This is a genomic window from Paraburkholderia sp. UCT70 (assembly GCF_050434085.1).
In the GTDB taxonomy this organism is placed as follows: Bacteria; Pseudomonadota; Gammaproteobacteria; order Burkholderiales; family Burkholderiaceae; genus Paraburkholderia; species Paraburkholderia tuberum.
This window is the reverse complement of the sequence record NZ_JBNPVZ010000004.1, coordinates 2,326,131-2,345,403: the sequence shown is the minus strand read 5'-3', so window position 1 is coordinate 2,345,403 and position 19,273 is coordinate 2,326,131. Positions and strand designations below refer to the sequence as shown.

Genomic DNA, 19,273 nt, shown 5'->3' with positions numbered 1-19,273 from the left:
TGTGTTGTCCCGCGCGCGTTACAGGCCGAGGCCCAACTCGTTCCACAAGCTATCGATACGCTGTTTGACCGCGTCGTCCATCATGATCGGGCGGCCCCATTCGCGGTCGGTTTCGCCCGGCCACTTGTTGGTTGCGTCGAGCCCCATCTTCGAGCCGAGGCCGGCTACCGGCGACGCGAAATCGAGATAGTCGATCGGCGTGCGGTCGACGAGCACCGTGTCGCGCGTCGGGTCCACTCGCGTGGTGATCGCCCAGATCACTTCCTTCCAGTCCCGGATATTGACGTCCTCATCGACGACGACGATGAACTTCGTATACATGAACTGCCGCAGGAAGCTCCACACGCCGAACATCACGCGTTTCGCGTGGCCGGGGTAGCTCTTCTTCATTTGCACGATCGCCATGCGGTAACTGCAGCCTTCGGGCGGCAGATAGAAGTCCGTGATCTCGGTGAACTGCTTCTGCAGCAGCGGTACGAACACTTCGTTCAGCGCGACGCCGAGCACCGCCGGCTCGTCGGGCGGTCTGCCGGTGTAGGTGGAGTGATAGATCGCGTCGCGGCGCATCGTGATGCGCTCGACCGTGAAGACCGGGAACCACTCCTGTTCGTTGTAGTAGCCGGTGTGATCGCCATACGGGCCTTCGAGCGCGTGTTCATACGTGGCCGACGCACCCTTCGACGGACGCGGCGGAGCGCCGGCCGGGGCGGGCGAGGGTGCGCCTTCCTGCGGATAGATGAAGCCCTCGAGCACGATCTCGGCGCGCGCGGGGACCTGCAGACCGTCGACGCCCGGTGTGACGCATTTCGCGAGCTCGGTGCGCCCGCCGCGCAGCAGGCCGGCGAACTGGTATTCGGACAGCGTGTCGGGTACCGGCGTGACCGCGCCGAGAATCGTCGCCGGGTCCGCACCGAGCACGACGGCCACCGGATACGGCTTGCCGGGATTTTTCAGCGCGAACTCACGAAAATCGAGCGCGCCGCCGCGATGCGCCAGCCAGCGCATGATCAGCTTGTTACGCCCGATCAGTTGCTGGCGATAGATACCCAGGTTTTGTCGACTCTTGTTCGGCCCTTTCGTGACGGTCAGACCCCAGGTGATCAACGGCCCGGCATCGCCGGGCCAGCAGGTCTGAATGGGCAATTTGGCAAGGTCGACGTCATTGCCTTCCCAGACGATTTCCTGGCAGGGCGGTGCGTTGACCGTCTTCGGCGCCATGTCCCACACGGCCTTCGCTAGCGACAGCAGCTTGCCGGCGTCCTTGAGCCCTTTCGGCGGCTCGGGTTCCTTCAACGCGGAGAGTAGCCGACCGACATCGCGCAGCGATTCGAGCGCCGCCTGGTCGCCCGCGCCCGCTTCGGCATCGATGCCCATGCCAAGCGCGACGCGGCGCGGCGTGCCGAACAGATTGCCGAGCACCGGGAACGCGTGCCGCTCGGTGTTCTCGAACAACAGAGCCGGGCGCGCCCGCGCGGAGCACACGGTCGCAAAGTTCGGTCATTTCGAGATTCGGCGACACTTTTTGCGAAATTCGGCGCAATTCACCGATCGCCTCGAGGCGGCCGACGAAATCGCGTAAGTCTTTGTATTTCATCTGTGACGGTTCAGGGCCGCATGCACGGCGCATAGGACGGGGAGGGCAGGAGGAACGGCGTTGGTACCTATCTGACGCAAAAAATGATTGTCGATTTTACCTGCGTTAGCCACCGCACGTAGATCAACCAAATCGTGTAGTCCAAACAGCCAAGGTCGGATCGCCCGAAACGCGCATTGAGCGCGGTTCTCGGGTGACTGAACACTGTTCATAATTACAAATAGTTATAATTCTTGGATTCTATAGTGTTGACGATCTATAAAACCGTGCATAGAATCCGTCCACATTGGTTGCAGGGCGTTAACCTTTTTACCGTCGCCCCGGTCCTCAGACGCAACGCGTCACCGTTTTGCTTCCCTGCGGGGTAGAACGGCATTGTTGAAGTCCCTCACCAGCGTCCACCAACGCTGGTTTTTCGCGTGGGAGCCAAGCCCGATACACATCGAGTATGTGTGAGCTGTTTTTGAGATGGCTCCCCAAACGGTATTTGTTGCCGTTTTCCCGACGTCGCTGCTGCCCAACCAGAGAGCACGCGATGTCTTGACTCTGCGAGCGCACTGTACCGCCTGATTTGTCCCGGCGGAGTTCGCGGATCATGCAAGATGGGAGATCTGAATGAACGCCTGGTTATCGTGGCGTCCCGATGAGCGTATTGCGCAGGTTGTGCGCGGTGCGCTGCGCAGCGGGACGCGACTGAGTCATCACCTGTTCAGCATTGTCGGCGGGATCGCCGTGGTGCTGGCTCTCGCACTGTGGCTGATGCCGACCTGGCGCGGCGCGCTCGCCGCGCGTCTGATGCCGGTCATTTCCGCCGCCGTGCAAGCGGGCCCCGCCCGCCTGCTGCAAGGCAATCCGCTGCCCGCCATCGGACCGACCAGAAACGCCGACGCATCCTCCGACGAATCGCTGTCGGCCGATTCACCGAACACGCTGACCACGCCGAGTCCCACCGATGGCTCGAATGACGGCAGCATGACCCTCACCGCGGCCACCACCAGCTTCGACGGCGCGTTCGACGGCGCCGGCACGTCGGGCACGAGCGCCGCCGCGCTCAACGGCCTCGATCCGCGCACGATGCAGGGCGTCAGCGCGCTCGCACGTCTGATTCCGCAGCAGCGCGTGTCCGCCGATGCACGCGATGACCGCGTGCTCGTGTCGAGCCACGAGCAGGACCTGGTCGCGTCGTACCTCGCGCGGCGTTATCGCGTCGCTCAGGAGCCCGTCGGCGAGCTCGTAAAAGCCGCGTTCGACACCGGCCGCGAAGTCGGCCTCGATCCGCTGCTGCTGCTGTCAGTGATGGCGATCGAATCGGGCTTCAATCCGTACGCCGAGAGCGGCGTGGGCGCGCAGGGCCTTATGCAGGTGATGTCGAAGGTGCATTCGGACAAATTCCAGTATTTCGGCGGCCAAAGCGCGGCGCTCGAACCGCTCGCGAACATCAAGGTCGGCGCGCTCGTGCTGAAGGATTGCATCGCGCGTGGCGGCTCGCTGCCGGGCGGCCTGCGTCTGTACGTCGGCTCGACCACGCCGGATGACGGCGGCTACGGCGCGAAGGTGATGGCCGAGCGCGGTCGTCTGCGCGACGTCGCTCGCGGCCGTAAGGTGCCGATCAATGCGCCGCAGGCTCCGGTGCTGACCGCGTCGGCCACGCCGGCGCCAGTCGCGGCGACGAGCGGTGGCAACGGCAAGCGCGTTCAGGTGACGCTGCAAGGCGGTCACGCGCTGAGCCCGGCGACGTCGGCGGAGCACACGCAGCCGGCCGATCAGGACGACGCGAGCGCCAATTCGACGACGCGCCACGTGGCGTCGGCCTCGGAGCTGGGGGCTTGAGTTAGACGTTGCCGTGCCGCATGAAAACAAGGACACCCTCGGGTGTCCTTTTTTGCGTCTGGCAGGCCGGATGCTGCCGAATCAATCCCGTTGCGTCAATGCCGCCCGAACAGCTTTGCCAGCCGCTCGACCGCCTCTTCGAGCTTTGGATACGCGGTCGCATACGACAGCCGGATGTAGTCCTTCGGCGCGTGCGTGCCGAAGTCCATGCCCGGCACCAGCACGACCCCGGCATCGTGCAGCATCGCCTTCGTGAGCGCCGCGCTGTCGCCGGCCGCCGGATGCGCGACGCCACGGCAGTCTGCGTACACGTAGAACGCGCCGTCCGGCATCACTGGCACGGAGAAGCCGAGCGATTCGAGCGCCGGCGCGATGAAGTCGCGGCGTCGCTTGAATTCGAGGCGCCGCGCTTCGTAGATCGCGATTGTCTCCGGCTCGAAACAGGCGAGCGCCGCGTGCTGCGCGAGCGCCGACGCGCAGATGAACAGATTCTGCGCGAGCTTTTCGAACGCGCTGACCATCGCGGGCGGCACGACGAGCCAGCCGAGGCGCCAGCCGGTCATGTTGAAGTATTTCGAGAAGCTGTTGACGGTGACCACGTCGTCGCCGAACGACAGCGCCGACACCGGCTTGGCGTCGTAGCTGAGGCCCTGGTAGATCTCGTCGACGATCGTGAAGCCGCCGCGCGCGCGCACGGCCTTGACGATGCGCTCGAGTTCGGCCGGCTCGATCGACGTGCCGGTCGGATTCGACGGCGACGCGAGCAGCACGCCGCGGGTGCGCTCGCCCCACAGGCGTTCGACGTCGGCGGCGGTCAGCTGGAAGCGCTCGGCCGGCCCGCTCGGCACCATCACCGGCTTGCCTTCGGCGGCGATCACGAAATGGCGGTTGCACGGATAGCACGGGTCGGGCATCAATACTTCGTCGTCGCGATCGACGAGCGCCGCGCACGCCAGCAAGAGCGCGGCCGATGCACCCGCGGTCACCACGATCCGCGCCGGATCGACGTCGATGCCGTAGAACTCGGCGTAATGCGCGGAAATCGCATCGCGCAGCGCGTGCACGCCGAGCGCGCTGGTGTACTGCGTGACGCCGCGGCGCAGCGCGCTCGCGGCCGCCTCGATGACCGGCTCGGGCGCCGTGAAATCCGGCTCGCCGATGCCCATGTGAATGATGTCGCGCCCCGCGCGTTCGAGCAGCACGGCCTCCTTGGCCAGTTCCATCACATAGAAAGGCTGGATGGCATCGACGCGCGCGGCAAGCCGCACGAGAGGTTCGGTCACGGAGTTCATACGGTCAGTCCAGTTCAGAAGCAGAACGGCGCCTACCCATCAAATGATGCGTTCATCGATGCGCGCAGCGCCGTCCTTGCGGGCGATCGAGGTGCTTCGCCCTGTGCAGTGCGACGTGGCAGGGAGCCGATGCGCGGCATGGCCCCACCGGCGCCGCGCTCAGCTCTTGCGAGCCGCCTGCGTCTCGGTGGCGCGCAGTTGCGCCGAGAGCTTGTCGAGCACGCCGTTCACGTACTTGTAGCCGTCCGAGCCGCCGAACGTCTTGGTCAGCTCGACTGCTTCGTTGATGACCACGCGATACGGAATGTCGACGTGATTCTTCAGTTCGAACGCGGCGACCAGCAGCACCGCGCGTTCGACCGGCGACAGTTGATCGATCGGACGGTCGAGGCACGGCGCGATCGCGGCGGAAAGTGCTTCGGAATCGCGCATCACGCCATGCAGGATCGCGTCCAGGTGCTCGTGATCGGCCTTGTCGTAACCTTGCGCGCCGCGCAGTTGCGCGTCGATCTCACCGCCGGGCGAGCCCGACAGCAGCCACTGGTAAAGCCCCTGCGTAGCCAGTTCGCGGGAGCGTCGGCGTGCGCTCTTCATGCCTCTTCCTCGTCATCTTCGTCTTCATCTTCGTCGTCATCGCCGCCGAGCTGCTCGAGCGCGACCGCGAGGTTCGCCATTTCGACAGCCACGCGCGCGGCGTCGCGACCCTTCTCGGTCATGCGCGCGACGGCTTGCTCGTCGTTCTCGGTGGTAAGCACCGCGTTCGCGACCGGAATGCCGAAGTCGAGGCCGATGCGCGTGATGCCCGCGCCGCTTTCGTTCGAAACCAGCTCGAAGTGGTAGGTCTCGCCGCGGATCACCGCGCCGAGCGCGATCAGCGCGTCGAATTGCGCGCTTTCGGCGAGCTTTTGCAGCGCGAGCGGGATTTCCAGCGCGCCCGGCACCGTGACGAGCAGCACGTCTTCGCCGGTCACGCCGAGGCGTTCGAGTTCTTCGATGCAGGAGTCGGCGAGGCCGTTACAGACGGGTTCGTTAAAGCGCGCCTGGACGATGCCGATGCGCAGTCCGTCGCCGTCGAGATTCGGTTGGTATTGTCCGATTTCCATATGAATTCCGTAGTGTTTGAGTGGGCGCGAGGCGCGTGAGTGGCCGGATCAGAGTTGTGGGGCTTGCGTTTTGCTGCCGGGCATCGGAATGAAGCCCGTGACTTCGAGACCATAACCCGACATGCTGCCGAGCTTGCGTGGGTTCGACAGCACCTGCATCTTGCCGACGCCGAGTTCGCGCAGAATCTGCGCGCCGATGCCGTAGGTCTTGAAGTCGACCGGCCGGCGCTTCAGCGCGTCCGCTTTTTCCTTCGAGTCGAACGCCTTGAAGACGTCGATCAGATGGTCTTTCGAGTCGCCGCAGTTCAGCAGTACGACCACGCCGAGATCGCGTTCTGCGATTTCCTGGATGGCCGCGTCCAGCGTCCACGAATGGGTGGATTCGCCGACTTCGAGCAGATCCAGCACCGACAGCGGCTCGTGCACGCGCACCGGCGTGTCGCGATCGGGCATCGGCGTGCCGCGCACTAGCGCGATGTGCGGCTGGCCGCTCGGCTGATCGAGATACATGACCGCGCGGAACGCGCCGTGCGCGGTTTGCATCGTACGTTCGCAAACACGCTCGACGATCGACTCGGTGCGGCTGCGATAGTGAATCAGATCGGCGATCGTGCCGGTCTTCAGGCCGTGCTCCTTGCCGAACTCGAGCAGGTCCGGCAGACGCGCCATCGTGCCGTCGTCCTTGATCACTTCGCAGATCACCGCGGCAGGCGTGAGGCCCGCGAGCCTCGTGAAGTCGCAGCCGGCCTCGGTATGGCCGGCGCGCACCAGCACGCCGCCCGGCTGGGCCATGATCGGGAAGATATGACCCGGCTGCACGATGTGCTCGGCTTTCGCGTCCGGCGCGACCGCGGCCGCGATCGTGCGGGCCCGGTCGGCTGCCGAGATGCCGGTCGTCACGCCTTCGGCCGCTTCGATGCTGACCGTGAACGCGGTGCCGTACTGCGTGCCGTTGCGGTAGGTCATCAGCGGCAGGTTCAGCTGCTTGCAGCGATCCTGGGTCAGCGTCAGGCAGATCAGGCCGCGGCCGTAGCGAGCCATGAAATTGATCGCTTCCGGAGTGACAAACTCGGCGGCGATCACGAGGTCGCCCTCGTTCTCGCGGTCTTCTTCGTCGACGAGGATCACCATCCGGCCGGCTTTCAGTTCGGCAATGATCTCTTGGGTGGAGGCGAGCGTCATGTTGGCGAGTTTTTCAGGAAAGCGCGTATTTTACGCCACGCGCGGGCCCAAGTCGCCTCCGCCAGACGACATAGGCCGTTTGGCCGACTGTGACGAGCCGGGCGGGGTTGCCATGCTCGTCGAAACGGTGGGCGAGCGCGCGACTGGCGTTGGCGGCAACGCGAAGTATGCTCCAGCGCGGCCCGCTTTACGGATGGCAATAGTGCGGAACGGTACTTGCGGCGCAGCAGGCAGTTTCGTCTCACTACCACCCGGAGACCGGAATGTCGGGAACCGTCGGCTGTTGCATCAATGAAGGGCGTCACGCGTGCGCGCAAGGAGCGCGTCGATGAAGCGCGGCGCCACGAGCGGGGGCTCGTCGCAAGCGCCCGTGAGCGCGCTGCGCGCGAGCGCGTACCGCATTCCGACCGACGCGCCGGAGGCCGACGGCACGTTCGCGTGGGACGCGACCACGCTGGTCGTCGTCGAGGTCGACGCGGGCGGCGACACCGGCATCGGCTACACGTACAGCGATGCCTGCATCGTCGCGCTGATCAAGGGCGCGCTCGCCGCCTGCGTGCTGAATCACGACGGATTGGACGTCGGCGCGCATTGGCAACGGTTGCAACGCCAGGTGCGCAATCTCGGCCGCGCGGGACTGGCCGCGACAGCCATTTCGGCAATCGACTGCGCGCTGTGGGACCTGAAGGCGAAGCTGCTCGGCGTGCCGCTCGTCGGGCTGCTCGTCGGGCTGCTCGGCGCGTTGCGCCCGGCCGTGCCGGCTTACGGCAGCGGCGGCTTCACCACGTATACGAACCAGCGCTTGCAGCAGCAGTTCGCCGGCTGGGTCGCGCAGGACGGCTGCCGGTGGGTAAAGATGAAAATCGGCAGCGAGCCGGACAAGGACCCGGCGCGCGTCGCGGCGGCGCGCGCGGCGATCGGCGGCGCGGGCCTGTTCGTCGACGCGAACGGCGCGTTCACGCCGCAACGGGCGCTGTACCACGCGCAACGTTTCGCCGAGCACCAGGTGAGCTGGTTCGAGGAGCCCGTGTCTTCGGACGACGAAGCGGGCCTGCGCGGCGTACGCGAGCGCGTGCCGGCCGGCATGGAGATCGCTGCCGGCGAATACGGCTACACGCTCGACGACTTCCGCCACCTGCTCGCGGCGGGGGCCGTCGACGTGCTGCAGGCCGACGCGAGCCGTTGCGGCGGCATCACCGGCTTTCTGCAGGCCGCCGCGCTGTGCGACGCGTATCACGTGCCGCTGTCCGCGCATTGCGCACCGGCGTTGCATCTGCACGTCGCGTGCGCGGCGCCGCGCTTGCGCCATCAGGAGTGGTTCCATGACCACGTCCGGATCGAAGCCATGCTGTTCGACGGTGCTCCGCGTTTGCGCGACGGCCAGATGGAGCCGGATCTGTCGCGGCCCGGTTGCGGGCTCGAGTTCAAGCATGGTGACGCCGAGCGCTATCTCATCAAATAAAGCAGGCCACGACAAGGAAGCGATATCGATGGGCTCTTCACGCGTACCCGGATTGCTGTACACGGCGGCGGCCGTGACGGCCGTCGCGGCGTTGGCCGCGCGCGGCGCGGGAAGACCTGAGTCGCATCGCGAACGGCGTGAGAGCGGCCCGCAACACCATGAGCGTCGAGCATCCGTGACGTTCCCGACGTGTGCCGCCCGCAGCCATCAGCGCGCGCCGGCGCGCGTGCACGCGAGTGAACCCACCGCCGAGGTGGAGGCACACGTCGAAGCAGCCCGCACCTTCAACCACAGCTCCGCGCTGCTCGCGCTGTCGGTGCTCGCCGACAGCGCGATGGAGCATTACCGCGGCTCGTTCGACAACCCCGCGATGTTCACGCCACTCGTCAGCGCGAGTCTGTCGCTCGCCGCGGGCCTGCATGGTGGCGCGGATCGTCGCGGCCAGACGCATCGCGCGCGCCATGCGATCTATCTGACCGCGGCGGCGACGGGCATCGCCGGCACGTGCTTCCATTTCCACAACGTGATGAAGCGGCCGGGCGGCTGGAGTTGGAACAACCTGTTTCACGCGGCACCGCTCGGCGCGCCGAGCGCGTTGCTGCTGTCAGGCGCGCTCGGTGCCGTCGCCGAACGCTTGCGCGACGAGCCCGCGGACGACCCGCAACTGCTCGGCATGCCGGCCGGTCAGGCGCTCGGTCTGCTGGTCGCGGCGGGTCTCGTCGGCACGGTGGGGGAGGCCGCGCTGCTGCATTTTCGTGGCGCGTTTCAGCATCGCGCGATGTACGCGCCGGTCAGCATTCCGCCCATCACCGCCGCGCTGCTCGCGCATGCCGCGCTGTCCGCTCCGCGCGAGCGCTGGTACACGCGGCTCTGGTTACGCATCACGACCGTGCTCGGCTTTGTCGGCGGGGGTTTTCACGCGCGCGGGATCGCGCGTCGTCAGGGCGGCTGGCGCAACTGGAGCCAGAATCTGTTCGACGGGCCGCCGCTGCCCGCGCCGCCGAGCTTTTCCGCGCTGGCGCTCGCCGGGCTCGCCGCACTGCGTCTGCGGGAGACTGAAAAATGACCAACCGACCACGCTCGACCCGAGCCACCCGCTATCCCGGCTACGACGTGCTCGACAAACGCACGACGCCGTCTTGGGACGCGCACACCCGCGCGGTGATCGCCGAACGCCTCGCGACACCGCTCGAGCCGCGCTTCTTCAACGCGGTCGAATGGCTCGCGGTCACGTCGCTGTGCGCCCGCATCGTGCCGCAAGCGAATGCGCAACCGGTGGTGCCGCTCGCCGCGCTGCTCGACGCGCGGCTCGCCGGCAATGGCAACGACGGCTACCGCGACGCCCGTTTGCCGCCGATGCGCGACGCCTGGCGCATCGGCCTCGCCGCGCTCGATGCCGAGTGCCGCGAGCGCGGCGGCCTGCCGTTCGCGAGCCTCGCGGAGGACACGCAGATCGCGCTGCTCGGCAAGATGCAGCGCGGCGAACTGACGAACCCCGCGTGGCGCGGCATGCCGTCGAAGCTGTTCTTCGGCGAGCGCGTGCTGCACGACATCTGCGGCCTCTACTACTCGCACCCGCACGCGTGGAGCGAGATCGGCTTCGGCGGCCCGGCGAATCCGCGCGGCTATGTGCGCATGTACTTGAATCGCCGCGATCCGTGGGAGGCGGTCGAAGCGACGCCCGACACCCATGAGCAGGCCGCGAAGGAGAACCGCCGTGTCCGATGACGCGCAGCAACGGCCGCGGGGCAAGGACGGCCGCGCACCCGATGTGTTCCAGCGCGGCGGCTGGGTGCCGATGCGCACGTACGCTGACGGCGAGGAAGTCGATTTCGCGATCGTCGGCACCGGCGCCGGCGGTGGCACGCTTGCGTGCCGGCTTGCGGAAAAAGGCTTCAAGGTCGTCGCGTTCGATGCCGGCGCGTGGTGGCGTCCGCTCGAAGAGTTCGCGTCTGACGAAGCGCATCAGGAAAAACTGTTCTGGACCGACGAGCGCATCTGCGACGGCGACAATCCGCTGAAGCTCGGCAACAACAACAGCGGCAAGGCGGTGGGCGGCAGCACGGTCCATTTCGCGATGGTGTCGCTGCGTTTTCGGCCCGAGTGGTTCAAGTCGCGCAGCGTGCTCGGCTATGGCGCCGACTGGCCGCTCGACTGGCGCGAGATGTGGCACTACTACGGCGAGGTCGAGGACGCGCTGAAAATCTCCGAACCGGTGAACTATCCGTGGGGGCCGCAGCGGCCGCGCTATCCGTATCGCGCGCATGAGCTGAACGCGGCGGCGCTGGTGCTCGCGCGCGGCGCCGAGGCGCTCGGCATCGGCTGGAGCCCGACGCCGCTCGCGACCCTCTCCGCGCCCCGTGGCCGCGCGCATCCGTGCGTGTACCGCGGCTTTTGCGTGTCCGGCTGCGCGACCAACGCGAAGCAAAGCGCGCTCGTCACGTGGATCCCGCGTGCGCTGCGAGCCGGCGCCGAGGTACGCGATCTGGCGATGGTCGGCCCGCGTCGTCACCAACGACGCGGGGCTCGCCACCGGCGTCGAATATCTGCGCGAAGGACGCTGGCGATTCCAGCGCGCGAAGCACGTGGTGGTGGCCGGCTACGCGATCGAAACGCCGCGCCTGTTGCTGATGTCGGCCAACAGCCGCTTTCCCGACGGACTCGCGAACAGTTCGGGACTCGTGGGCAAATACCTGATGGCGCAGTCGAATCAGGCCGTCTACGGCACCTTCGATGAAGACATCCGCTGGTACAAGGGGCCGCCGTCGCTCGCGCTCACCGAGCACTGGAACTACGAAGACAAGGGCAAAGATTTTTTCGGCGGCTACTGCTACATGAGCCAGGGGCCGCTGCCGAACGGATGGGTCGCGGTGCAGAATGGCCGCGGCTTGTGGGGCGACGCGCTCGGCGCGGAGATGCTCAAGTACAACCACCAGGCGGGGCTGAAGATCGTCGGCGAGATGCTGCCGCAGCAGCGCAACCGCGTGACGCTTGCCGACGAGAAGGACCAGTACGGGCTGCCGATCGCGCGCGTCACCTATTCATGGTGCGACAACGACAAGCGACTCATCGCGCATTCGCTCGACTTCATGGAGCAGGCGCTCGCGGCCGCCGGCGGCAAGGAGATCTGGCGCGAGACCGACGACACCTGCCACCTGAACCGCACCGCGCGCATGGGTGACGATCCGTCGACGAGCGTCGTCGACGCGGACTGCCGCAGTTGGGACATCCGCAACCTGTGGGTGTGCGACGGCTCGGTGTTTCCGACCGTCGGCGGCGTGAATCCGTCGCTGACGATTCAGGCGATCGCGTGTCGCACCGCCGAGCGCATCGCCGCGCTGGCCGCGCGCGGCGAGTTGTAGGGGGAGTGTTGCCCGCGCGCATGAACCGCAGTCCGAAACGATGGAGTACTCACTGCGCGATCCGGATGGTTACACAACATGCTCTGCATGCATCGAACATTGACCCAAGTCATGTTTCAGGCGCAAAAACGGCCTCTTTTTCGATGCCCCACCTGCATGGTGCAATGCAAAATTCATAGAAAGGCCGGGCTTGCTGACCTCACCATACCCTGCAGGTATGAAAAAGGACAGGAAAAGTATTGGACGGGCCAAACGGGCGAAGGGTATAAAAACATCCAATGAACTCACTTCCCGCCGCAGCCGCCATGACCCAAGCGACCATCGAACGTATCGAAACCCGCCTCGTCGATCTGCCGACGATCCGCCCTCACAAGCTGTCGGTCGCCACGATGTACGGGCAGACGCTGATGCTGGTCAAGGTGTACTGCAGCGACGGCATCGTCGGGATTGGCGAAGGCACCACGATCGCCGGCATGGCCTATGGCCCGGAAAGCCCCGAAGCCATGAAGCTCGCGATCGACGCCTACTTCGCCCCGGCGATGATCGGCAAGGACGCGACGCAGATCCAGTCGCTGATGGCGCACCTCGGCAAGCTGGTCAAGGTCAATCATTTCTCGAAGAGCGCGCTCGAAACCGCGCTGCTCGACGCGCAAGGCAAACGTCTCGGCGTGCCGGTGAGCGAACTGCTCGGCGGCCGTCGCCGTGAGCGCCTGCCGGTTGCGTGGACGCTCGCGTCGGGCGATACCGCGAAGGACATCGCCGAAGCCGAGCACATGCTCGACGTGCGCCGCCACAAAGTCTTCAAGCTGAAGATCGGCGCGAAGGAACTGAAGACCGACATCAAGCACGTCGCCGAGATCAAGAGAGCGGTCGGCGAGCGCGCCGCGGTGCGCGTCGACGTGAACATGGCGTGGAGCGAGACCCAGGCCGCCTGGGCGATTCCGGCGCTGGCCGACGCGGGCTGCGATCTGGTCGAGCAGCCGGTCGCGTCCGCCGCGGCACTCGCGCGACTGATGCGCCGCTTCCCGGTCGCGCTGATGGCCGACGAAGTCCTGCAAGGCCCGGACAGCGCGTTCGAGATCGCGAAGAACGGCGGCGCCGATGTGTTCGCGATCAAGATCGAACAGAGCGGGGGCCTGTTCGCCGCGCAGCGCGTGGCCGCGATCGCAGATGCCGCCGGCATCGAGCTGTACGGCGGCACGATGCTCGAAGGTGCGTTCAGCACGGTGGCGTCGGCGCATCTGTTCGCGAGCTTCGCGAATCTGCAATGGGGCACCGAGCTGTTCGGGCCGCTGCTGATCACCGAAGAAATTCTGACCACGCCGCTCGACTACAGCGACTTCGAACTGACCGTGCCGAACGGCCCGGGTCTCGGCATCGAACTCGACGAGGCGAAGGTCAAGCGATTCACGCGAGACGGGCTGATGAAGGTCACCCGCTAAACGGATTTAGAACAAGAGGATTCAACGATGCTTTTCCATGTGCGAATGGACGTGCACCTGCCGGTCGACATGCCGGCCGAAGTGGCGAACGAAATCAAGACCCGCGAGAAGGCTTACTCGCAGGAGCTCCAGCGTAGCGGCAAGTGGCGTCATATCTGGCGCCTCGTTGGCGAGTACGCGAATTACAGCATCTTCGATGTAGAGAGCAATGCCGAACTTCACGACATTCTGTCCGGCTTGCCTCTGTTCCCGTACATGAAGATTTCGGTGACGCCTCTGTGTCGTCACCCGTCGTCGATTCGGGACGGCGACATCTGAGCCCAGGGGCCAGGCGCTTTTGACGGCGAGCGCATCCAAAGCCATCTTTTCCCCCTATACCAACTGGAGACAGTCATCGTGAGCGTCAAAGTATTTGAAACGAAAGAAGTGCAGGATCTGCTGAAAGCCGCTTCCAACGTCGATGCCGGGAATGGCAACGCGCGTTTCCAGCAGATCGTTTTCCGTCTGCTGGGCGACCTGTTCAAGGCAATCGACGACCTCGACATCACGCCCGACGAAGTCTGGGCCGGCGTCAACTATCTGAACAAGCTCGGTCAGGACGGCGAAGCGGCGTTGCTCGCGGCCGGCCTCGGTCTCGAGAAGTATCTCGACATCCGCATGGACGCCGAGGACAAGAAGATCGGTCTCGAAGGCGGCACGCCGCGTACGATCGAAGGCCCGCTGTACGTCGCGGGCGCGACGGTGCGCGAGGGCGTCTCGAAGATCGACATCAACCCGGACGAAGACGCGGGCCCGCTCGTGATTCGCGGCACGGTCAAGGATCTGGACGGCAAGCCGGTCGCCGGCGCGATTGTCGAGTGCTGGCACGCGAACTCGAAGGGCTTCTACTCGCACTTCGATCCGACCGGCGCGCAGAGCGACTTCAACCTGCGCGGCGCGGTGAAGACCGGCGCCGACGGCAAGTACGAGGTCCGCACGCTGATGCCGGTAGGCTACGGCTGCCCGCCGCACGGCTCGACGCAGCAGCTGCTGAACGTGCTGGGCCGTCACGGCAACCGTCCGGCGCACGTGCACTTCTTCGTCAGCAGCGACGGCCATCGCAAGCTGACCACGCAGTTCAACATCGAAGGCGATCCGCTGATCTGGGACGACTTCGCGTATGCAACGCGCGAAGAGCTGATTCCGCCGGTCGTCGAGAAAAAGCGGTGGCGCGGCGCTGGGCCTGAAGGCCGATACGTACAAGGACATCGAGTTCAACTTCACGATCACGCCGCTGGTCCAGGGTAAGGACAACCAGCTCGTCCATCGTCTGCGCGCTTCGGCCGAAGCGTGATCGCACGAGGCGGCGCCGTGGCGACACGGCCGCCGTCTTTCGTTGCCAACGGCCGGCGGTCCTGCCGGCCGAATCCCGGAAGCGTCGAGGAGTCGACGGTGTCTAGCAAACTTCGTGAGCAGGCAGCACACGATGTCGCGTCCGTGCTGCCCGATCGGGCCCACGAGCTGGCGCGTCTGCTGATTCTGATCGACGACAGTGAACCGGTCGTCACCGTCGTCGGCAAATACAACCACGGCAAGAGCAGCCTGCTCAACGAGCTGTTGGGCCGCGATGCGTTCGCGGTGTCCGACCGGCGCGAAACGGTGCGCCTGTCCGACAGCGTGCATCAGGGCGTGCGCTGGCTCGACGCACCCGGACTCGACGCCGACGTCGGCAGCGAAGACGACCGCGAAGCGTTGCGCGCCGCGTGGCTGAAGTCCGACATTCGCCTGTTCGTGCATGCCGCGAAAGAGGGCGAACTCGACGCGAAAGAACTGACGCTGTTGACCGAGCTCGACGCCGGCCGCGTCAGGACCGGGCGGTAAACGCTGTTCGTGCTGTCGCAAGGCGACCAGTTCCTCGACGACGCCGCGTTGCTCGACATCACCGGACCGGCGCTCGCACATAAACGGCGCAAGCGGGCCGAGGTGCTGCTGCATCATCTGGAAGAGAACGTGCTCGGCAGCCTGCAAAGCGACGTGCTGCCGTTGCTTGGCGATCTGGGCGAGTCGCGCAAGGGGCGCTCGCAAGGCTCGAGCAACAGCAGGAGCAGCTTGCCAACGTGGTGTGGCGCGGCATCGTGCCGACGCTGCCCGCGTTGCTCGATGCGCATGCGGCGACGCATGACGTGATCGGGCTGTGCAACGCGCTGTCGCAGTCGATCTTCGAGCTGTATCGTCGCGAGGCAGACAGGCTGTTGGGCGATTATCTGATCAAGCCCGACGCTTCGGTCGCGACCATCGAACTCGCTGACGATGTGGGTTTCGACGATATCGTCGTCGAGCGTGCGGGCGCAAAATGGACCGGTGCGCGAAGTGGTGGGCGTCGATCGCTCAGCTGACGATGCTCGCGCGGCGTCTCGAGGCGTCGATGGCGACGCATGAGGAAGGCTTGCTCGATCTGAAGTCGCAGGTGCGGTCGGAAACTATCTGAAGCGCCCTTCAAACGCCAGGCCTCAGCGTGATCGTGAACGACCGTGGGGTCTCACCGTTTTCATCGCGCGGCATCGGGTCGGAGCGCTTGACCGCCTCGATGGCGGCCTTGTCCCACGCCCGATCGCCACTCGATCGAACGATCTTTACCGATTCGAGGCTGCCAGACGACGTGCAGTGCACTTCGACCACGGTTTCGCGATTCCCGGTCTTGCCATTCCAGACGATATTGGGCTGCACGCGTTGCCGGACGAGTTCTGCGTAGTCGAATACTTTCGGCGCGGACGCCGGTTGTCGAGGCGCCGCCGAAGCGAAATTTTTCAGCGCCGAGATCAGTGACGCCGCCGAACGTCTGCTGCTGTCGAGTTCCGCTAGCGTGATCCATTCGCGCGCGGGTTGTGGCGTTTTATCGAACGCCTGGCGGTAAAAGCGCATGGCCTTGCACCACGCCTCGGGCGAAAGCTCGCCTTGGCGGCCGCTCGTCAACAGCCCCAGATCATCGGCCTCGGAAGGGGCGCGATTCAGCGCGTCCGCGAGCGACGCCGACAGCGCCAGTTGCCCGCGCAGCCGTTGTCCTGGCGTGACTTGCGGCAGCGGCGTGGTCTGCGTCGACTGTTTGACGAGGTTGAACATCGCCTGCAGTTGCGCCTGCAGTTCCGCGTCGGTCTCCTTATCCATCGACAGATAGCGCGACGTGATCAGCTGCAGATTCTTGAGCCCGCCGCAATCGGGCGGTGCGTTGTTCAGCGCGCGCGTCGTCAGGCTCATCAGCCGTTCGCGGTCCTGCTGCGAGATGCGCGCCATGCCGTCCAGCACGCCTAGCGCGCGAGCGAGCACAGCGGGACCCGCCGTAGCCGCATTGCTGTCGGACGAAAAGTAGTAGCGCTGAATGTCCGGATCGGCTGTCAGTTTCTGCGCCCAGTCCGCGATCAGCTTCGCTTTGGACGAGCCGGCCGGGATGCCTAAGCGGTTGGTCAGTTCGGCGGCATCGAGCGGTTGGCCGGGTAGAAACGGCAAGGCGGTCGACAGCAGCGAAGAACCGGTCGCGCTCGCGGGAGAAGACGGCGGTCGTGTGGAGTCCGCGTTGCTCGCGGTCGCCGCGACGCCTGCACCGGAGCGAGCCGTATCGCCGCTCGCTTGCGGTAGATTGAAAACGAAATTCGTTTCGACCGCCACAGGCTGATTGTCCATGCCCGTGAGGGGACTGCACTGGGCACGCCGCGATGCCTGAAGGGCGAGGTTGTCGAACGCCGGATTGCCGGACGAGACTTCGACGACCACGTCGCTGATCTGTCCACGTTCGTCGACCCATGCACGCAGGATCGCATTGGGACGCGGCGCCTGCGCGACCGCAGCGCCGGCGGACTTCAGATCGTCGTTGTTGGACAAACCGTAGGTGCAGGCCAGGCTCCGCGCGGACACGAAGTGCGGTGCCGACGTGATCGTGGCACTGGCTGCGCCCGTACCGACGATGCAGGCAAGGATCAGCGACGCTTTCGTCAGGTGCACACGCAGCGGATTCCAGCGACGGAGCAGGTGCGGCTCTTTCATTGTGTTTGTCAGCTTCGGATCGTGCACGCGCGCTGGGTCACGGCCCCGGATTCGCCTCGCTCAAACCGGCTTGCCGCGCAGATCGATCGCTTTCCCGATACGCACCGAGCATGCGCTCCTGGTATCGCGTAACGGTCTCGAGGCAAGTGTCCAGGTTACGTCGAGGATGGATCGCCATCGCGCGGCGCATTGAGCATCCGCTCCACATAGCGCGCGATCAGATCGATCTCCAGATTCACTTTTACCCCGTCGTGCAGATGCTTGAGTGCCGTCACCTGCACGGTATGCGGAATCAGATTGATCGAAAACTCGCAGCCGTCGTCGCGATCAACGATGTAGTTCACGGTCAGGCTCACGCCATTGACCGTAATCGATCCCTTGTACGCGAGATAACGACCGATGTCGCGCGGCGCGAGAATGCGCAGCTCGTGCGATTCGCCGACTGGCGCGAAACGCGTGACGATACCGAGTCCGTCGACGTGTCCGGACACGATATGTCCACCGAGCCGGTCGTGCGCGCGCAGCGCTTTCTCGAGATTGACCTCGCCGGTTTCGCCGAGACCGGCCGTGCGGTTCAGGCTCTCGCGCGACACGTCGACCTCGAACGAATGAGCGGTCTTCGCGACCACCGTCATGCAGGCGCCCTGGATCGTGATGCTGTCGCCGAGCTGCACATCGGCGAGGTCGAGCCCGCCCGCCTCGACGTTCAGGCGCACGCCCGCGTCGCCGCCCGTGCCGAGCGGCTTGACTGATTCGATGCGGCCCACGGCCGCGACGATTCCTGTAAACATCGTGCTAGTCCTTGATCATTTCGAAACGGTGGGAGACACGGTGTCGGTCCCGGGTAAGGCTGTCGGCGCGAAACGCGCGAGGATCCGCAGATCGTCGCCGATCCGCTCGACCGTGTGAAAATTCAGCTTCACGCGGTCTTCGAGCTGGTCGGGCGCGTCCAGATTGAACATGCTCATCGAGTCCACGCCGAGCAGGCTCGGCGCGAGATAGACCAGCAGTTCATCGACGCAGCCTTCGCGCAGCAGCGAGCCGTTCAGCTTGTAGCCGGCTTCGACGTGCAGCTCGTTGACGTGACGCTCGCCGAGCACGCTCAGCATGCGCGGGAGATCCACCTTGCCGAACGCGTTCGGCAGCGGCACGATCTCGGCGCCGCGCTCGCGCAGCGCGCTCGCGCGTTTTTCGAGGCGCGCGTCGAACTCGCCGCAGAAGATCAGCGTCGGCGCGCCGGCCAGGATCTGAGCGTCGAGCGGCACGTCGAGCTGGCTGTCGATCAGCACGCGGTGCGGTTGGCGTGGTGTATCGACCGCGCGCACGGTCATGCGCGGATTGTCCTCGCGCACAGTGCCGATGCCGGTCAGGATCGCCGACGCGCGCGCACGCCACGCATGACCGTCGGCCCGCGCGGCCGCGCTCGTGATCCACTGGCTCTCACCCGACGGCAAGCCGGTGCGACCATCGAGCGACGCCGCCACTTTCATGCGCACCCACGGACGGCCGCGCGTCATGCGCGACACGAAGCCGATGTTCAGCTCCCGCGCTTCGTTCGCGAGCAGCCCGCAGCGCACTTCGATACCAGCTTCGCGCAGCATCGCGAGACCGCGGCCGGAGACCTGCGGGTTGGGATCTTCCATCGCCGCGATCACGCGGCCGATCTGCGCTTCGATCAGCGCGTTCGCGCACGGCGGCGTGCGGCCGAAATGGCTGCACGGTTCGAGCGTCACGTAGGCGGTCGCGCCGCGCAGGTCGTGGCCGCGCGAGCGCGCGTCCTTCAGCGCGCGAATTTCGGCGTGATCCTGGCCGGCCGGCTGCGTGAAGCCTTCGCCGATCACCTCGCCGTTTCTGACGAGCACGCAACCGACCCGCGGATTCGGGTCGGCCGTGTACATGCCGCGCTTCGCGAGCGCGAGCGCGCGTTCCATGTGGACGAAATCGGTTTGCGAGAACATCGGTGTCCGTTGTGGTGCGGTGTCTGGGTCG

General features: G+C 65.7%; 14 protein-coding genes and 4 pseudogenes. 10 read left to right on the top strand and 8 right to left on the bottom strand.

Translation table 11 applies throughout. The features are described from left to right. Positions 1-18: 18 nt before the first annotated feature. Positions 19-1,594: pseudogene (locus OKW41_RS36445) on the bottom strand (UbiD family decarboxylase). A 615-nt stretch (positions 1,595-2,209) separates the two neighbouring features. Between OKW41_RS36445 and OKW41_RS36440 the strand changes: the two are divergent. Next, positions 2,210-3,424: a transglycosylase SLT domain-containing protein gene (locus OKW41_RS36440; protein WP_429575563.1), complete on the top strand. Its 1,215-nt coding sequence runs from the start codon at positions 2,210-2,212 to the stop codon at positions 3,422-3,424. A gap of 95 nt (positions 3,425-3,519) precedes the next feature. Here the strand turns inward: OKW41_RS36440 and OKW41_RS36435 are convergent, their stop codons facing one another. From OKW41_RS36435 to ribBA, 4 genes are all read right to left on the bottom strand, one after another. After that, positions 3,520-4,716, bottom strand: a complete 1,197-nt coding sequence (locus tag OKW41_RS36435; protein ID WP_184058097.1) for a pyridoxal phosphate-dependent aminotransferase — start codon at positions 4,714-4,716, stop codon at positions 3,520-3,522. Positions 4,717-4,875: 159 nt separating this feature from the next. After that, the gene (gene nusB, locus OKW41_RS36430; RefSeq protein WP_090801489.1) at positions 4,876-5,310 is read right to left on the bottom strand and encodes a transcription antitermination factor NusB; all 435 of its coding nucleotides are present in this window, start codon (positions 5,308-5,310) and stop codon (positions 4,876-4,878) included. After that, the gene (gene ribH, locus OKW41_RS36425; protein WP_013090228.1) at positions 5,307-5,819 is read right to left on the bottom strand and encodes a 6,7-dimethyl-8-ribityllumazine synthase; all 513 of its coding nucleotides are present in this window, start codon (positions 5,817-5,819) and stop codon (positions 5,307-5,309) included. Before ribH ends, nusB begins: the two co-directional genes overlap by 4 nt. 48 nt (positions 5,820-5,867) lie before the next feature. After that, positions 5,868-7,001, bottom strand: a complete 1,134-nt coding sequence (gene ribBA, locus OKW41_RS36420) for a bifunctional 3,4-dihydroxy-2-butanone-4-phosphate synthase/GTP cyclohydrolase II (RefSeq protein WP_184053257.1) — start codon at positions 6,999-7,001, stop codon at positions 5,868-5,870. Positions 7,002-7,329: 328 nt separating this feature from the next. Between ribBA and OKW41_RS36415 the strand changes: the two genes are divergently transcribed. From OKW41_RS36415 to OKW41_RS36375, 9 genes and pseudogenes are all read left to right on the top strand, one after another. After that, complete coding sequence (locus OKW41_RS36415) at positions 7,330-8,463, top strand: enolase C-terminal domain-like protein (protein WP_429575562.1); 1,134 nt, start codon at positions 7,330-7,332, stop codon at positions 8,461-8,463. 28 nt (positions 8,464-8,491) lie between these two features. Further along, on the top strand, positions 8,492-9,529 hold the full coding sequence (locus OKW41_RS36410; protein ID WP_429575561.1) for a hypothetical protein: 1,038 nt from the start codon (positions 8,492-8,494) through the stop codon (positions 9,527-9,529). Further along, the gene (locus tag OKW41_RS36405) at positions 9,526-10,191 is read left to right on the top strand and encodes a gluconate 2-dehydrogenase subunit 3 family protein (RefSeq protein ID WP_429575560.1); all 666 of its coding nucleotides are present in this window, start codon (positions 9,526-9,528) and stop codon (positions 10,189-10,191) included. The genes OKW41_RS36410 and OKW41_RS36405 overlap by 4 nt, the downstream gene beginning before the upstream one ends. Beyond that, positions 10,181-11,825, top strand: a pseudogene (locus OKW41_RS36400) (GMC family oxidoreductase). The gene OKW41_RS36405 and the pseudogene OKW41_RS36400 overlap by 11 nt, the downstream one beginning before the upstream one ends. 305 nt (positions 11,826-12,130) lie before the next feature. Further along, positions 12,131-13,267: a muconate/chloromuconate family cycloisomerase gene (locus tag OKW41_RS36395; protein ID WP_429575559.1), complete on the top strand. Its 1,137-nt coding sequence runs from the start codon at positions 12,131-12,133 to the stop codon at positions 13,265-13,267. A 27-nt stretch (positions 13,268-13,294) separates the two neighbouring features. Beyond that, positions 13,295-13,585, top strand: a complete 291-nt coding sequence (catC, locus tag OKW41_RS36390) for a muconolactone Delta-isomerase (RefSeq protein WP_090801477.1) — start codon at positions 13,295-13,297, stop codon at positions 13,583-13,585. A gap of 78 nt (positions 13,586-13,663) precedes the next feature. Next, a pseudogene (gene catA / locus OKW41_RS36385) lies at positions 13,664-14,600 on the top strand (catechol 1,2-dioxygenase). Between the two features lie 98 nt (positions 14,601-14,698). After that, positions 14,699-15,187 (top strand): annotated as a pseudogene (locus OKW41_RS36380) (GTPase); the annotation flags it as partial. A gap of 194 nt (positions 15,188-15,381) precedes the next feature. Further along, complete coding sequence (locus OKW41_RS36375; RefSeq protein WP_429451292.1) at positions 15,382-15,642, top strand: hypothetical protein; 261 nt, start codon at positions 15,382-15,384, stop codon at positions 15,640-15,642. A 100-nt stretch (positions 15,643-15,742) separates the two neighbouring features. On the opposite strand, the gene OKW41_RS36370 is transcribed toward OKW41_RS36375, so the two are convergent. From OKW41_RS36370 to ribD, 3 genes are all read right to left on the bottom strand, one after another. Next, on the bottom strand, positions 15,743-17,284 hold the full coding sequence (locus tag OKW41_RS36370) for a TonB family protein (protein ID WP_429575558.1): 1,542 nt from the start codon (positions 17,282-17,284) through the stop codon (positions 15,743-15,745). A gap of 155 nt (positions 17,285-17,439) precedes the next feature. Continuing rightward, on the bottom strand, positions 17,440-18,075 hold the full coding sequence (locus tag OKW41_RS36365) for a riboflavin synthase (protein WP_429575557.1): 636 nt from the start codon (positions 18,073-18,075) through the stop codon (positions 17,440-17,442). 15 nt (positions 18,076-18,090) lie between these two features. Beyond that, positions 18,091-19,242, bottom strand: a complete 1,152-nt coding sequence (ribD, locus tag OKW41_RS36360; protein WP_429575556.1) for a bifunctional diaminohydroxyphosphoribosylaminopyrimidine deaminase/5-amino-6-(5-phosphoribosylamino)uracil reductase RibD — start codon at positions 19,240-19,242, stop codon at positions 18,091-18,093. Positions 19,243-19,273 lie beyond the last annotated feature (31 nt).